The 15,251-nt window shown below is 71.3% G+C and carries 15 protein-coding genes; 3 read left to right on the top strand and 12 right to left on the bottom strand.

Annotated elements, in window-relative coordinates; all coding sequences use genetic code 11:
* Nucleotides 1-194 precede the first annotated feature (194 nt).
* Nucleotides 195-1,517, bottom strand: a complete 1,323-nt coding sequence (locus ACFWU3_RS16815; protein WP_313944367.1) for a PhoH family protein — start codon at nt 1,515-1,517, stop codon at nt 195-197.
* A gap of 305 nt (nt 1,518-1,822) precedes the next feature.
* Entirely contained in the window at nt 1,823-2,584 is a 762-nt protein-coding gene (locus ACFWU3_RS16810; RefSeq protein ID WP_313944368.1) for an isoprenyl transferase, read from the bottom strand.
* Between the two features lie 210 nt (nt 2,585-2,794).
* Between ACFWU3_RS16810 and mgrA the strand changes: the two genes are divergently transcribed.
* Nucleotides 2,795-3,832 carry an L-glyceraldehyde 3-phosphate reductase gene (gene mgrA, locus ACFWU3_RS16805; RefSeq protein ID WP_384437349.1) on the top strand — a complete coding sequence of 346 codons (1,038 nt, stop codon included), beginning with the start codon at nt 2,795-2,797 and terminating at the stop codon, nt 3,830-3,832.
* A gap of 383 nt (nt 3,833-4,215) precedes the next feature.
* On the opposite strand, the gene ACFWU3_RS16800 is transcribed toward mgrA, so the two are convergent.
* Nucleotides 4,216-4,569, bottom strand: a complete 354-nt coding sequence (locus ACFWU3_RS16800; RefSeq protein ID WP_384437347.1) for a winged helix-turn-helix transcriptional regulator — start codon at nt 4,567-4,569, stop codon at nt 4,216-4,218.
* Nucleotides 4,570-4,682: 113 nt separating this feature from the next.
* Between ACFWU3_RS16800 and ACFWU3_RS16795 the strand changes: the two genes are divergently transcribed.
* On the top strand, nt 4,683-5,837 hold the full coding sequence (locus tag ACFWU3_RS16795) for a winged helix DNA-binding domain-containing protein (protein WP_384437344.1): 1,155 nt from the start codon (nt 4,683-4,685) through the stop codon (nt 5,835-5,837).
* Nucleotides 5,838-5,892: 55 nt separating this feature from the next.
* Here the strand turns inward: ACFWU3_RS16795 and ACFWU3_RS16790 are convergent, their stop codons facing one another.
* The 4 genes from ACFWU3_RS16790 to ACFWU3_RS16775 all read right to left on the bottom strand — a co-directional run bounded on the left by ACFWU3_RS16790 (nt 5,893) and on the right by ACFWU3_RS16775 (nt 9,668).
* On the bottom strand, nt 5,893-7,446 hold the full coding sequence (locus ACFWU3_RS16790) for a DUF2079 domain-containing protein (RefSeq protein WP_384437341.1): 1,554 nt from the start codon (nt 7,444-7,446) through the stop codon (nt 5,893-5,895).
* Nucleotides 7,447-7,591: 145 nt separating this feature from the next.
* On the bottom strand, nt 7,592-8,374 hold the full coding sequence (locus tag ACFWU3_RS16785) for a class I SAM-dependent methyltransferase (protein WP_384437338.1): 783 nt from the start codon (nt 8,372-8,374) through the stop codon (nt 7,592-7,594).
* Nucleotides 8,374-8,766: a cupin domain-containing protein gene (locus ACFWU3_RS16780; protein WP_384437336.1), complete on the bottom strand. Its 393-nt coding sequence runs from the start codon at nt 8,764-8,766 to the stop codon at nt 8,374-8,376. Before ACFWU3_RS16780 ends, ACFWU3_RS16785 begins: the two co-directional genes overlap by 1 nt.
* 98 nt (nt 8,767-8,864) lie before the next feature.
* A complete protein-coding gene (locus ACFWU3_RS16775) occupies nt 8,865-9,668 on the bottom strand; it encodes a prepilin peptidase (RefSeq protein WP_384437333.1) in 804 nt (267 codons plus the stop codon).
* Between the two features lie 103 nt (nt 9,669-9,771).
* On the opposite strand from ACFWU3_RS16775, the gene ACFWU3_RS16770 reads away from it, so the two are divergent.
* Nucleotides 9,772-10,176, top strand: a complete 405-nt coding sequence (locus tag ACFWU3_RS16770; RefSeq protein ID WP_384437330.1) for a DUF192 domain-containing protein — start codon at nt 9,772-9,774, stop codon at nt 10,174-10,176.
* 98 nt (nt 10,177-10,274) lie between these two features.
* Here the strand turns inward: ACFWU3_RS16770 and ACFWU3_RS16765 are convergent, their stop codons facing one another.
* The 5 genes from ACFWU3_RS16765 to ACFWU3_RS16745 all read right to left on the bottom strand — a co-directional run bounded on the left by ACFWU3_RS16765 (nt 10,275) and on the right by ACFWU3_RS16745 (nt 15,206).
* Nucleotides 10,275-11,342: a phosphotransferase family protein gene (locus ACFWU3_RS16765; protein ID WP_384437327.1), complete on the bottom strand. Its 1,068-nt coding sequence runs from the start codon at nt 11,340-11,342 to the stop codon at nt 10,275-10,277.
* An 85-nt stretch (nt 11,343-11,427) separates the two neighbouring features.
* Nucleotides 11,428-12,309: a hypothetical protein gene (locus ACFWU3_RS16760; protein WP_384437325.1), complete on the bottom strand. Its 882-nt coding sequence runs from the start codon at nt 12,307-12,309 to the stop codon at nt 11,428-11,430.
* Nucleotides 12,310-12,592: 283 nt separating this feature from the next.
* Nucleotides 12,593-13,918, bottom strand: a complete 1,326-nt coding sequence (locus ACFWU3_RS16755) for a hypothetical protein (RefSeq protein ID WP_384437322.1) — start codon at nt 13,916-13,918, stop codon at nt 12,593-12,595.
* 83 nt (nt 13,919-14,001) lie between these two features.
* Complete coding sequence (locus ACFWU3_RS16750) at nt 14,002-14,631, bottom strand: OmpA family protein (protein ID WP_384437319.1); 630 nt, start codon at nt 14,629-14,631, stop codon at nt 14,002-14,004.
* On the bottom strand, nt 14,631-15,206 hold the full coding sequence (locus ACFWU3_RS16745; RefSeq protein ID WP_384437316.1) for a hypothetical protein: 576 nt from the start codon (nt 15,204-15,206) through the stop codon (nt 14,631-14,633). Before ACFWU3_RS16745 ends, ACFWU3_RS16750 begins: the two co-directional genes overlap by 1 nt.
* Nucleotides 15,207-15,251: the final 45 nt, after the last annotated feature.

Raw genomic sequence — 15,251 nt, 5'->3', positions numbered from 1 at the left:
TGCGGGTGTGTCGTATGCGGGGCCTGACGGAAGCAAGACTCTGCCGGAAGCCGACGCCGCAAGGCAATTCTTCGTTGCGTGTGAAAGCTCACATGCCGTTTGCCTCAGGAGTTTTACGGAAACCGGCGCACAGCACGACGCCGCCCGGCTACGCTCTTGCGTCTGCCGGGCGGCGCCAACTGCCGTATTAGGTGCTAGATCTGGCCTTCCTCAAGCATTTCGGTCACCAGTGCGGCGATCTGCGATCGCTCGGACCGGGTGAGGGTGACGTGCGCGAACAGCGGATGGCCCTTCAACTTCTCGACCACGGCGACGACTCCGTCGTACCGCCCCACGCGCAGATTGTCCCGTTGCGCCACGTCATGCGTGAGAACGACCCGGGAATCAGCCCCGATTCGGGACAGAACGGTCAACAGGACGTTCCGCTCCAGGGACTGGGCCTCGTCCACGATGACGAACGCGTCGTGCAGCGAACGGCCCCGGATATGGGTGAGCGGCAGCACCTCGAGCATGCCGCGCCCGAGGACCTCCTCGATCACTTCACGGCCCGCCACGGCGGAGAGCGTGTCGAAGACCGCCTGCGCCCAGGGGCTCATCTTCTCGGCCTCGGTGCCGGGCAGATAGCCGAGCTCCTGCCCGCCCACCGCGTACAGCGGCCGGAAGACCATCACCTTCTGGTGCTGTCGGCGCTCCAGGACCGCTTCGAGTCCCGCGCACAGCGCGAGCGCCGACTTTCCGGTGCCCGCGCGGCCGCCGAGCGAGACGATGCCGACGTCCGGGTCGAGGAGCAGATCGAGGGCGATGCGCTGCTCGGCGCTGCGGCCGTGGATGCCGAAGGCCTCCCGGTCACCACGCACGAGCCGGACGTTGCCCTCGGCCGTGATCCTGCCGAGCGCCTTGCCGCGCTCGGACTGAAGGACCAGTCCGGTGTGGACGGGCAGCTCGGCAGCCTCGGGGACGTAGAGCGTCTCCTCGCTGTAGAGCAGATCGACCTGTTCGGCCGAGAGCGACATCTCCGCCATTCCGGTCCAGCCGGAGTCGGTGATGGCGAGCTCGGCGCGGTACTCCTCGGCCAGCAGGCCGACGGAGGAGGCTTTGATCCGCAGAGGCAGGTCCTTGGAGACGACCGTGACGTCGTACCCCTCGGCCTGGAGATTTCGCGCTACCGCCAGGATCCGTGAGTCGTTGTCCCCCAATCGGAAGCCGGCCGGAAGGACGCCGGGATCGGAGTGGTTGAGCTCGACACGGATCGTGCCGCCGAGGTCGCCCATGGGGATGGGGGCGTCGAGGCGTCCGTACCGGATACGGAAGTCGTCCAGCAGGCGCAGGGCCTGACGGGCGAAATAGCCGAGTTCCGGATGGTGCCTCTTGGCCTCCAGCTCCGTGATGACCACGATCGGGAGCACGACTTCGTGCTCGTCGAAGCGGGTCATGGCGTTCGGGTCGGCCAGCAGGACGCTGGTGTCGAGAACGTAAGTGCGCCTGTCGGGCATGCGGCGCTTTGTGCTGTTCACCACGGAAGGACGTACCCCCTCGGACGAGGTCGGGCTGCGACGGCGTCGCGGGCGACTGGGCCGGGCTCTGGCCACGATGCGCGGGCCGAGCACCGGCCCTCCGCGCGGTCCGCACAGGGGGTGCGTTCCTTCGTGTGCAAAGGGCCTCCCGGGTGAGCGGTCTCGGCCGCTCACTGAGATACGACGTTCGTGGATCGGACGTCGACCTGGAAGGGATATTCCCTCGAACACGCGCTGCCATGCCATGGCATATGACGACGTGTGGGTGAACAGAGGGTGATCAGCGCCGCGGAGGCCCCGCGGGGACCTCAGTTTCCGTAGCGGCGGTGGCGCGCGGCGTAGTCACGGAGCGCACGCAGGAAGTCCACCTTGCGGAACGCCGGCCAGAAGACTTCGCAGAAGTAGTACTCCGAATGGGCGCTCTGCCAGAGCATGAATCCGGACAGCCGCTGCTCGCCGCTGGTGCGGATGACCAGGTCGGGATCGGGCTGGCCGCGGGTGTACAGATGTTCGGAGATGTGTTCGACGTCGACGATCTCGGCCAGCTCCTCGAAGCTGGTGCCCTTGTCGGCGTGCTCCAGGAGCAGGGAGCGGACCGCGTCCGCGATCTCCTGCCGCCCGCCGTAGCCGACGGCGACATTCACCAGTATTCCGTCGATGCCGTCGGTGGCCTGCTCGGCCTCCTTCAGCACGGACTGGGTGCGGGCGGGGAGCAGGTCGAGCGTGCCCACGTGGTGCACGCGCCAGCGGCCGTCGGCCGCCAGGTCGCGGACCGCGTTCTCGATGATGCCGAGGAGCGGGACGAGCTCCTTCTCCGGACGGTCCAGATTGTCCGTGGACAGCAGCCAGAGGGTGACGACCTCGACATCGGTCTCGGCGCACCAGCCCAGCAGCTCCTGGATCTTGCTGGCGCCGGCCTTGTGACCCTGTTCGGCGGTACCGCCGGATGCCTTGGCCCAGCGACGGTTGCCGTCGAGGATGACGCCGATGTGCTTGGGCACCTGGGCGTGGTCGAGTCGGCCCTCCACCCGGCGTGCGTAGAGCCCGTACACCAGGTCACGCAAGTTCACGCCAGTCCACCTCTCGGTTCCGTCGGGCTCACCCGCCCTGTACCCGGGGCCCGGCCCGCGGCGCGGCCGCCGTCGGGCGCCCTGCCCCGGGTGAACGCAGCACCGGCCTCGGCCCCCGCCGGGCGGCAATCCCCGAAGCCGCAACAGTACTGCGCACGGGCCACAGCCACCCAACCCGGTCTGTCACAAGTCCGTGATAAGGAGGGATACGTGACTCATACCTCCCCGTTCCTCGCTTCTCCCGAACGCTACGACTCGATGGAGTACCGCCGCTCCGGCCGGTCGGGACTGAAGCTCCCCGCCCTCTCGCTCGGCCTGTGGCACAACTTCGGCGACGACCGCGCCCTCGACTCGCAGCGCTCCATCCTGCGCCGCGCCTTCGATCTCGGCGTGACGCACTTCGACCTGGCGAACAACTACGGCCCGCCGCCGGGTTCCGCCGAGCTCAACTTCGGCAAGCTCTTCGCGCAGGACTTCGCGCCCTACCGCGACGAACTGGTCATCTCGACCAAGGCCGGTTATCTCATGCACCCCGGGCCGTACGGCGAGTGGGGATCCCGCAAGTACCTGCTCTCCTCGCTCGACGCCTCCCTGGACCGCATGGGGCTCGACTACGTCGACATCTTCTACTCGCACCGCTTCGACGCGAACACTCCTCTCGAGGAGACGATGGGCGCGCTGGCGACGGCCGTGCAGCAGGGCAAGGCGCTGTACGTGGGTGTCTCCTCCTACACCGCGGAGCAGACCGCCGAGGCCGCCCGGCTGCTGAAGGAGATGGGCGTCCCCGCCCTCATCCACCAGCCCTCCTACTCGATGATCAACCGCTGGATCGAGGACGACGGGCTGCTCGACACCCTGGAGAGCGCCGGCATGGGCTGCATCTCCTTCGTGCCGCTCGCCCAGGGCCTGCTGACGAACAAGTACCTGAAGGGCATCCCGGAGGGCTCGCGGGCCACCCAGGGCAAGTCGCTGGACCCGAAGCTCCTTTCCGACGAGGTCGTGCGCCGGCTGAACGGGCTGAACGACATCGCCTCCGGCCGCGGCCAGTCACTGGCTCAGCTGGCCATCAGCTGGGTGCTGCGGGATCCGCGGATGACCTCGGCCCTGATCGGCGCGTCCAGTGTGAAGCAGCTCGAGGAGAACGTGGCGGCTCTGGCCGGTGCGCCGCTGAGCGAGGATGAACTGCGGGAGATCGACACCTACGCGATCGACACCGAGGGCACCAACATCTGGGCGGCCCGCAGCTGACGGCTGACGCCGCGTGAGGCCGGGGGAAGCGGTGGCCTCCGCGCACCGGCGGAGAGGGGCGGAAGTCGCTCACCTGACGGGTGCGGCGGCGGCCGCACGGGCCGGGACAGAAAACCGGGCCGGTCCGTGGGGGGGATACGGACCGGCCCGAGGGGGGGTTTCCACCATAACCCTTCGTAAGTGGTGGTGCGTGCCACGCCGTGCCGGAACTACGCCACGGATGCGGCGAACGGAGGGCCCCTTGTAGCCCGGGAGCCCGGAAACCAGGGGCTTTTGGGCTCTTCGGGCATCCCGGGCCGTACCCCCCAGGGGGGACCCCGGGTACGGGCGCGCCGTTGACGCGGTGACGGGGTGTAGGGAACGGCCGTCCGTCGGCCGGTCCGTCAGGCCGAGGATTCTTTCGTCTTGTTGGCGATGATCTGCTCCATGAAGGTGTCGCCCCACAGTCCGAGGGGCAGCAGCGCGGTGTTCAGCGCCTCCCCCAGCTCGGTGAGGGAGTACTCCACCCGGGGCGGCACTTCCCGGTAGACCTCGCGGTGCACCACACCGTCCGCCTCCAGCTCGCGCAGCTGCTGGATCAGCATCTTCTCGCTGACGCCGCCGACATGGCGCTTCAGCTCCCCGAAGCGGTGCGTGCCGTCGTGCAGCGCCCAGAGGATGAGCGGCTTCCACTTGCCGCCGACGACGTCCACGGCGGCGTCGAGACCGCAGCTGTACGCACTCTTCACCTTGGCCACGGCAACTCCTCCGACACCCTCGATACTTACCGTTTCGCCAGTACACCACCGTTCGCGGAGCGCGGTCCGGAACGAGGACAGGATCTGGCCTACACGGCTCCTACCGTCCTGTCATGACGACGCGCGAAGTGACATGGACCGAGGCATCCGCCCGCAGGCTCCGCCGCCAGGGCCTGGTCACCCCCGCCGAGGACTCGCCCGCCCGGATCACCGCCGCCATGCTCGGCGCGCACGCGCAGGTCCTCTCCGCCGCCGAGCTGTCCGTCGCGCTGCGCCTGGACGGCGGTGCGACCCGGACGAGCGTGCGCGAGGCGCTGTGGACGGAGCGCAGCCTGGTGAAGACGTACGGACCCCGCGGCACCGTCCATCTGCTGGCGGCCGAGGACATGCCGATGTGGACCGGGGCGCTCTCCGCGATCCCCGCGGGGTCGAACCCGATGCCGCCCGATGTGCGGATGACGGACGACCAGACGGAGCAGGTCCTGGCCGCCATCGGCGACGCGCTGACCGGCGCGGAGCTGACGATCGACGAGCTGACCGAGGCGATCGTGGAGCGCACCGGTCCGTGGGCGGGCGATCGGGTGATGGATGCCTTCCAGGACAAGTGGCCCCGGTGGCGCCAGGCGACACATCTGGCGGCGCACCGCGGGCTGCTCGCCTTCGCCCCCAACCGCGGGCGCAAGGCGACCTGCACGAACCCCGGCGTCACGCCGATGGAGGGGCCGGCCGCGCTGGAGGTCCTCCTGGAGCACTATCTGCGGGCGTACGGACCCGCCTCACCCGCGCACTTCGCGAAGTGGCTCGCCGCTCCGCGCGCCTGGGCGGCCGGTCTCTTCGAGTCATCGGCGGCCGACGGCCGGATCGAGGAGGTCGTGTTCGCGGGTGAGCGGGCATGGGTGGCGGCCGGGGACACCGAGTTCGCCGACGAGGCACCGCGCGGGGTGCGGCTGCTCCCCTACTTCGACGCGTTCACCATCGCCTCGCAGCCACGCGAGCTGCTCTTCCCGGGCGCCGCCCGCGAGCGGGCGCTCGCCGGTGGTCAGGCCGGGAACTTCCCCGTCGTCCTCGTCGACGGGGAGGTCCGTGGGGTGTGGCACCAGAAGCGGTCGGGAAAGCGGATCGCGGTGACGGTCGAGCCGGTGGGCACGGCGCTGGAGCGCGCCCGGACGCATCGTGCACTCGAGCGTCAGGTGGAGCGGGTCGCCGAAGTGCTGGAGGGGACGGCGGAGCTGACGGTCGGTACGGTCACGGTCGGGCCGCATGCCTGAGCGGCGGTCCGTACGGTCACGGTCGGGCCGCATGCCTGAGCGGCGGTCCGTACGGTCACGGTCGGGCCGCATGCCTGAGGCGCAGCAGGGTGATGCCGTCCTTCTCGGCGATCCGCTCGTAGCCGTACCGGCGCTCGGCGGCGTCGAGTTCGGCGGCCTGCTTCTCGGGCGGATAGGGCCAGTGGCCGGTGCGGTACGGCCAGGCCTCGGGTGCCTCCCGGTCGTGGATGATCCACTCGGCCGTCGGGCGCGGCAGCCGGTCCTTGTCGTACTCGTAGAGCCGGGCGTCGACCGGGAAGGTCGGGAAGAGCACCACGTCGCAGCGTGAAGTGAGCTGGGGCACCAGGCGGTTGGAGGCGGCCACGGACGCGCCGTCGGGGATCTTCGCGAGCAGGGAGCGGGCGGCCTCGATGTGCGGTGTGGTGCGCCATGTGGCCCGCTGCGCCAGCTGGGCCAGGGGGAACGACGGCAGCATGACGACGGTGACGGCGAGGACCGTGGCGAGGGAGGCCCGCACCTGCCGCGCGGCGAGCGGGTGGTCGGCCGCGCCCCAGCGCCGCAGGGTGTCGATGAGTCCGGCGAACACGATCGGCATCAGAACGGCGCTGTAGTGGAAGGAGGTGCCCCAGTGGAAGCCGTTCTGGGAGAGCATCCGCCAGGCGAGCGTGGGCACGGCCAGCAGGGCGAGCGGGGAGCGCAGGGCGAGGAGCGCCGAGGGCGCGAACACCAGGATGAGGGTCATCGCCTTGATGTCCGGGCGCAGCGCGTCGAGCGGGGCGAAGACGAGGGTGCCCAGCAGGGTGGAGTGGCCGCCCTCGCCCAGGTTCACACCGTGGGCATAGCCGCCGGCCGGGTTGAACGCGGGGAGCAGCACCTTGATCTCGATCACCGAGGCGATCACACCGGCGGCCGCGGTGGCGACGCCGAGAAGCCGCGGTCCCTTCCAGGCGACGAAGCAGCCCAGCGCGGCGAGCGTGAGGCCCAGGTCCTCCTTGACCAGGACCAGCGGCGCCGCCCAGGCCACGGCCGCTCCCCAGCGCCGCCGGCCGAGCGCGACGACGGCGAACGACAGCAGCGGTACGGCGAGCGCGACCTCGTGGAAGTCGAAGGCGGCGGCCGACGCGATGCCCCAGCTGAGTCCGTACCCGAGGGCGACGGCGTGCGCGGACCTCCGGCCGAGTACGCGCTGCGCCCAGGCCACCAGCGGTACGGCGCCGAGCGCCAGCAACGCGGACTGGGCGAGGAGCAGACACAGAGGGGAGGGCCACAGGCGGTAGAGCGGGGCGAGAACGGCGAGCGCGGGGTGGAAGTGGTCGCCGAGAAGATGGAAGTTCTCCCCGCGCAACGGGACGATCGGGGCGCGCAGTTGGGAGTAGGCGCGGATGGCCTGCTCGAAGATGCCGAGGTCGTAGCCGGTGGTGCGCAGCAGCAGATGACGGCGCACGGCGACGGTGGCGTAGAGCAGGAAGAAGACCGCCGCCCAGCTCCAGGGGAGGAGGGCGGCGGGGAAACGGGGAGCGGTGCGTGTTGCGGGCTCCGGCGAGGGCGCGGGGACGAGGGATCGCAGGACGCTGCGCCGAACCGCCGAGTTGTCAGAAAATGTCCGCATACCTCCGGATGCTAGTACCTCGACCGGCAATGTCCGCCCGTTGGGGAGCGTCGTCCGGTGCGTGCCATCGCACGGCGGCCGGCAGCCCTGGTAGCGGCGCCGGAAGCGGCGGCACGGCAGGGCGGCGCTTGCCGAGGGAGGCGGACTAGACGGGCTTGACCGCCTCGATGAGGAAGCGCGTCGTCGTGGCGACGAACGGTCCCTGCGACTCGATCCGTTCGTGGAGTGCCGCGAGCTGCGGACGGTACTGGTCGACCGTGAACCCGGGGACCATCCAGATGACCTTGCGCAGGAAGTAGACGACGGCCCCGATGTCGTGGAACTCGGTCCGCAGCGACTCCGCCCGCAGATCCACCACATCGAGCCCCGCGGCCTGCGCCGCGGCCCGCGCCGCCTGCGGGTCACGGGCGCCGCGCACCTCGGGCGGCTGCGGCCCGAGGAAGTACTCCACCAGCTCGAAGACGCTGGCCGGGCCGACCTCCTGCGAGAAGTAGGTGCCGCCGGGCCGCAGGACGCGGGCGATCTCCTGCCAGTACGCACGGACGGGATGGCGGCTGACGACGAGGTCGAACGCCTCGTCGGCGAACGGCAGCGGCGGCTCCTCGGGATCGGCGACGACCGCCACGCCCCTCGGCCGCAGCAGGGCGGTGGCCTTGGCGACGTTCGGCGGCCAGGCCTCCGTCGCGACGGCGAGCGGCGGCAACACCGGTACGGAGGCGAGCACTTCACCGCCACCGGTCTGAATGTCCAGCGCCGCCGAGGCCCGCGCCATGCGCTCGGCCATCGACCGGGCGTATCCCCAGGAAGGGCGCTGCTCGGTGGCTCTCCCGTCCAGCCAGGAGAAGTCCCAGCCCTCGACGGAGACGGCGGACGCCTCCTCGATCAGGTCCTCGAACGACCGTGGTGTGCCGTGCTGCTGTGCTGTCATCACAGGGCGTGTCCCGTCGTGCTGTCGACATGGCCGGGGATGTCGCCCTCGTGCCGGTCACCGGTCGACTTCGTGCCGGACGGCTCGAACATGAGGATGGAGCCGCCGGGCGAGGACGGCTTGTGCTCGGTGCCCTTGGGGACGACGAAGGTGTCGCCCTTGGTGAGCTCGACGGTGGACTCGGTGCCGTCGGCGGCCCGCAGGGCGATGTCGAAGCGGCCGTCGAGCACGAGGAAGAACTCGTCGGTGTCCTCGTGGACGTGCCAGACGTGCTCCCCGGCGGTGTGGGCGATGCGTACGTCGTAGTCGTTCATCCGGGCGACGATGCGCGGGCTGTAGACGTCGTCGAAGGTGGCGAGCGCCTCGATGATGTTGACCGGCTGGGTGTCCATGGGACCGATACTGCGCGCCGGGACAGCGCTCTGTCTTCTCGTTATGGGCGGCTCGCGGTGTGCGGCGTGCGGGTGGGGACGGCCGGGTACGTGCGGGGTCAGCCTCGGGCGGCGAGCGCGCCGAGCAACAGCCCCAGCAGCGCTCCCGCCATCATGAACGGCCCGAAGGGGATCGCCGTCCTGCGGCCTGCGCGGCCGAGGGCCATCAGGGCGACCCCGTACAGCGAGCCGAACAGGAAGCCCGCGAAGGCGCCGGCGAAGAGCACGGTCCAGCCGTACCAGCCGAGGACGACGCCCAGCGACAGAGCCAGTTTGACGTCACCGAAGCCCATGCCGTTCGGATGGATGACGAAGAGGACGAAGTAGGCGCCGCCGAGGACGAGTCCACCGAGCAATGCCGTGGCCCAGGAACCGGCGTGTCCGGGCAGCAGGGCCACCGGTCCGAGAAGAAGGGCTGCCGCGGCGGCCAACGGCAGGGTCACCTGGTCGGGCAGCCGGTGCACCCGGAGGTCGACGACCGCGAGCAGTACGGCGAAGGGCATCAACAGCAGCCAGACGGCCAGTTCGGGGCGGATCCCGGTGGCGGCGGCCACCGAGACGCAGGCCGCGGTGGTGACCAGGGGGACGCTGACGGGTGTCGCGCGTGTCACGGGTGCGTCCGGGGAGCGGCCCGCGGCACCGTCGGCCGCTTGGCCGGACACGGCCGGTACCGCCGTCGCGCACGTCGCGCACCGGGCTCCGCCGATCCAGCCGCGCACCGGACCGGCGAAGCCGTGCCCGGAAGGACAGCTGTCGCGCCATGGCTCCCCCGGCTCGACGGAGAGCCGGTACGCGCCGCGGGGCACGAGCAGGCCCGCGGCGGCGCCCCACAGGGCGGCGACGGCGAGCAGCGTGGCATACACGGCACAGAGCGTAGGGGCCCGTTCCGGCCGCGGCCATGGGTCCTGGGGCCCACTCGGGGCATCCGGACCCATGACCGGAAGGCCGGCGCTACGGTCTACGACCATGAGCGGACGGCGTCGGTGGCGGGACGGCATGGGGGTGTTGCGGGTGGCCGGGCGGGACGCCGCGGTGCCGGTGGAGATCGCGGCGACGTACGGTCCGCGGCGGCGCGGGCTGCTGGGCCGGGACGGGATCGCCGGGGCCATGCTGCTGACGCCGTGCAACAGCGTGCACACCTTCCGGATGCGGTTCACCATCGATGTGGCCTATCTGGACCGGGAGTTGCGGGTCGTGGAGGTCCGGACGACGGTTCCGGGGCGGCTCGGGAGACCAAGGCTGCGGGCGCGGCACGTGCTGGAGGCGGAGGCCGGGGCGATGGCGGAGTGGGGTGTCGTCGCCGGGGCACGCCTCACGATCGAGACAGCAGGTACGGCAGGTACGGCAGGGTCGGGGCCGGCCGACCGGTGACGCCCTCGGCCGGGCCACGGGCTCGGCCCCTCCGGGCTGCGGACCGGGCCCTTTGGGCGGCGAACCGGGCGGCCCGGCGCGTGAGTTCGCCCGGCTGTCTACGACGACGGTCTGCGGGTGGGGACCGTGCCGAGCCGGGGCCATCGCTGTCGGACCCGGTCACGCAGGTCCCCGGCGAGCGCACCCAGCGCACCCAGCGCCTCATGGCACCCGGCCGTCCCGGCGACCACGTCGAGCCGGTGCAGCAGCCGCTCCCGTGCGGTGACCGTGCCCCACTTCCAGTCCTCGTCCACCGCACGGGCGAGCCGGTCGACCGTGCCCCGGCGAGCGCGCTCGACCAGGGCGTCGCCCCGGATCAGCCAGCCCGCGCAGGCGTCGGCGAGATCGCCGTCGACCTCGGTGCCGGTCGCCGCACGCCAGGTGGTGCGGTACATCTCCTCGGCCTCGGACAGCATCGGCTCGGCGGCGTCGGTCACGCACCAGCAGGTCGGGAACCCGATGCGCAGATACGCGAGTTCCATGAGGCCGTTGCCCAGGCATGCCTGCTCGAAGTCGACGAATCGGATGCCGTCGCGGGTGTGCAGATCGTTGCCGGGACAGGGGTCGCCGTGCAGCAGGGCCGTGCGTCCGGCCGGTGCGCCGAGGCGGTGCACGAGCGCGCCGAGTTCGTCCTCCGCCGACGCCGGAACGGTGGCACCGAGACGCCGGGCGAACGCCAGGAACGCGGTCACGTCGCGCTCACCGGGACCGGTCCAGCGGGGCAGCTCCGCCTCGTCGCCCGTGGCCGCGGCATGCAACCGGGCTAGGCCCTGTGCGTACACGATCTGCCAGCCCTGGGCCGGTGTTCGGTGCTCCACATGTTCCAGTACGAGCACCCGGTCGTCCGGGTCCGTGCCGAGCAGGCGTGGCACCACCGCGGGACGCACGCGTCCGGCGAAGCGCAGGGCGGTGGTCTCACGGCGGTAGCGTTCGTCGGCCGCGGCGTCGGCTGCTTCACCCCTGGCCCCGTCGGCTGCCTCATCGGCGACGAGCTGCTTCACCACGGCGGCCGTGCCGTCCGCCAGTTCGATGCGCCAGACCGCCGACCGCGGGCTGCTGTCGAGCAGCCGTGCCCGCCGGGGCGGACCCAGCTCGTCCCGCAACCGGTCACCGAACGGCACTGCCACCCTCGTTCCTCCTTCGCCGGCACACCTGTCGTCAGCACGCGGGCCGGACCGCTCGCCCCCGTCAGGCCGTCAGGCCGTCAAGCCGTCAAGCCCAGGGCAGCCGGGAAGGTCGTCGTCTCCACCACCAGCCGCGGTCCGCCATCGCGGAGCCCGCCCTGGTCAGGCGTCCGAGCAGCTCTCCCCCGTCGTCCGTGGTGTGCGTACGGAAGAGTACGTCGAGCGTCTCGGCGGAACGAGCGATTTCCGCGGCCAGGGTGCCGTGCACGGTGGACAGCCGCTCGGCGAGCCGGTCGCGGGTGCGCAGGTCCTCCAGATACAGCTCCTCCGGGTAGCGGCCGGTCGGCGCCCAGTCGGCCGCGATCCTGCGGACGAGACGTTCCCAGAGCAGCAGTTCCTCGCGGGCCCGGTTCTCCGGGCCCCGAGCCGGCGACCTGCCGTCCGCGTCGGTGAGGGCGGCGAAGGCGTCCGTCACCGGGGTGGGCACCTTCTCCTCGCGGAAGATCTCGGGCAGCAACTGCACACGTGCCGAGGGCAGTTGGGCGATGGCGGTCTCGACGGCCTCGACCTCGACCACCAGGGCTCCGCCGCTCGCGCCCGCCTCGACCACGCGGGCGCGCGTCACCGTGCCGTCCGGGGCGGCCGCCCAGTACGCGGAAGGAACCGCCTCCTCGGCGGGGTACAGCACCGTCGTACCGCTCAGGGCCGCGAGGCTCCGCGCCGCCTCCGCCTCGTCCGGGGGGTCGGGCACGGCGTCCGCGACAGAGACCTCCCAGGCCAGCGCGACATCCCCGGCGACCGCGTGATAGCCGCAGAGCACGAGTGCGTTCCAGTCGCGGCCGTCCCGGCCCTCGGCCGAGTCGTCGTCGGCGATGTCGACCGCTGCGGAGGGCACGCCCACCGCCCGCGCCAGTGCCACCGCCATGGCGGACACGGTCAGCCGGTGGACGGTCAGAAAGCTGTAGATCACGAAGAGGTCCCGTCGTCGACCCGGCCCGCACGGTCGACGGCCGGCCGGCCCGACCGGCCCCCGCGCTTCCGCGGGCCGAGGAGGCGCGCGCGGGGGCGCGGCAGCCCACGGCACACTCGACGGCGGGCCCGACGCACAACCCCGTGTGGCGACATGAAGCGACGGTAAGGAGCGGATGTGCCGGGGTCATGGGCCCCCGGGCCCAATCGTGGGCCCCCGTGACCTGGGCCTTGTGTCCGACCAGCGGCGCGGCGGCTCAGAAGGCCCACGCCGCCCGGCCCGCTCAGTGGGCGCGCGGCTCCCACGGCAGCGGCTGCCGTACGTGGCGGCCGCGGCCGCGGCGGGCCAGCAGGGTCCAGGCGACGAGGATCAGTACGAGAGCCGTGCCCAGGCCGATCCCGGTGTAGCCGCCGGCCCGGTACAGCGCACTGTTCCCGGTGCCGCTGCCGGACGCCGCCCGCCCGTCCTGCGCGGCCGCCCGGTCCGCGTCGGTGAGCCCGAAGCCGGCCGCGACGGCGTCACCTCGGTACGCCGGGCCTTCGGCGCGATCGCCCTCGACGCCGACCCGCAGGGTCAACGGCAGTGCGGTGTCCACCCGTTGGTCGAGCGAGACCCGGACGTAGTACCAGCCCGAGAAGCGCATGGCCCCCGTGTCGTCCCGGGTCGAGGTCCGGTTGGCGAACGCGGCGGGTGCCGTGCCGAGCGACACCTCCGAAGGGCCGCCCCGGTATCCGGCCGCCGCGTTCTTGACGAACCCGCGGCCCGTGTTGAACAGCGTCAGCCGCAGGCCGTCCGGAACCGAGACGGTCCGGCCGCCGGCCGTACCCGCGAACTCCGCGTCGAGGAAAACCTGTTGACCCCACTCGACGGGCACCTTGTAGAACCTGCTCTCGCCGGGGCTCAGCCGGTCCTTCCACACGCCGTGGCCGACAGCGGGCGCGTCGTTGAAACCGGATCCGCCGTCGACGCCGTTCGGTGTACCGGTGACGGGTTCCGCCGGGCTGGTCGCCCAGGACGACGGCGCGGGCGTCTGCGACCCCGCCCCGACCCCGGGCTCCGCCATGTACGTCAGCTCCAGCGGCCAGTCACGGGCCCCGGAACCGGCTCCGGAGCCGATCCACTCGACGCTGTAGACGTAGTCACCGGCCTCCTGGCACTCCCGGCCCTGACCGATGCGCCGCGTGGCGTAGTCGGCGACGGGCCGGGCGGTGGAGCTGCCGAACGTGACGTCGTTGCTCACACTGCACTTCTCACCGTCCGCGGACGCCAGCGTGATCCGCACGCCCTCCGTGGCGCCGACCGGGCTGCCGGGCGGCGGAGCGAGTACGGCGGAGACATAGGCGTTCGACACGTCGTCGAGCACGACGCGGTAGAACTTCCGCTCCCCCGCGGAGACGGTGTCGGTGTACGTCCCGGGCCGCAGCCGCGGGCCCTCGGCGCTGGACTGCGCGCCGTGGACGGGCTTGGCGTCCGGGGCGGTCCGGTAGGCGGCGGCCGGGCCGCTCGGGGAAACGGCGGCCGCGGACGCCGGCGCGAGGAGAGCCCCGGTGACGAGTGCGAGGAGAACTCCGCGGAGAGCCGCCACCGTTGCCGCCCGTACCCGTCTCATCCGCGCGCTCCTCGGCCCACTCGGTCGACAGCCGGCCCGCAGCGTACTGCGGGCCGGCTGCGGGACGTACGGCGGGAACGCGTTCAGTTGGTGCCCCCGGTCGGGAAGGAGACCTCAACCCGACGGTTCTTGGTCCGGCCCTCCTCGCTGGAGTTGTCCGCGATCGGATAGTCCTCGCTGTAACCGCGGACCTCGTAGGTGATCCCGGCGTCGTCGAGCTGCCCGCTGAGCACCCCGTGGACGGCGTCGGCGCGCTTCTTGGACAGGACCCGGCCGTGCTCGTACGTACCGAGGTTGTCCGTGAACCCGAAGACGCGGATCTTCTGGGCGTTGTGCTTCTTGATCTCGGCGACGATGGCGGAGATACGGCCGTTGGCCTGGGGGGTGAGCTTGGCGCTGTCCTTGCCGAACAGGACCTCGGCCTGGAGCGCGAACTTCAGTGAGGACGTGGTCTCTTCACGGCGCTCCTCGCCGCCCTCGGTCTCCACGATGGAGACGATGTCCAGCACACGCGGCTGAGCGAGGGTGGCGCCGTCGCGCATCTTCAGGCCGGGGTTGCTGCCGTCGATCTCGGGCGGGGTGTACGTCGACTCGGTCCCGGGCGGGACGCTCGGGTCGTCGTCGACGGGGGCGCCGGACGCGGCGGGGGCGGCGGTCAGCTGGATGCTGGTGAAGAGGAACAGGGCGGCGAGGGAGACGGGTGCCGCACGCATCAGGAGATCTCAATCGTGGCGGTGGGCATGAGGGGGATCTGGAGATCGAGGGTGGTGGTCTCATTGGGGGGTGCGGGGAACTGGGCGAAGAAGTCGACACTCTGGCCGCCCTCGAATGCACTGAGGCCAGTGGTCGTCAGGGGAAAGCCGTCGGTGTCGCGCAGGACGTAGTAGCGCTTCTTCCCCACCTTGTCGACCAGGGTCACCCCGGCGAATGACCTGCCTGTGCGCTTGACCTGGGTCTCTTCACCGTTCCACTGAATCGGGGGAATCTGCCGTTTCCCGGTCGTGTTCTTCACCGCTCCGGAAATCGTCAGAAAGCCACCGCCGTCCCGAACGGCGCTGTGGATCACGAACTCAAAACCGTTGCTGCCGTTGATGGTGGCCAAGGTCTTGCTCTTGTCCGGCACGGTGTTGCCACCGTCGTCGCCGGACTCTTCCGGCTTGCCCGCTTCCGTGGACGCCGAGCTGCTGCTCTTCTTGTCGTCGTCGGAGCCGCTGTCACCGCCGCCGCACGCCGTCGACAGCGACAGAGCCGCTGCCACAAGGACGGCGGTCACTGCCCTGCGGGTCATCGCTCCGTGCCGAATACTCATGAGTGGTGTTCCTTTGCGTTCGGT

The organism is Streptomyces sp. NPDC058685 (genome assembly GCF_042714725.1).
Taxonomy (GTDB): Bacteria; Actinomycetota; Actinomycetes; order Streptomycetales; family Streptomycetaceae; genus Streptomyces.
The sequence above is the reverse complement of the archived record's forward strand: the minus strand, read 5'-3'. Positions and strand labels throughout refer to the sequence as shown.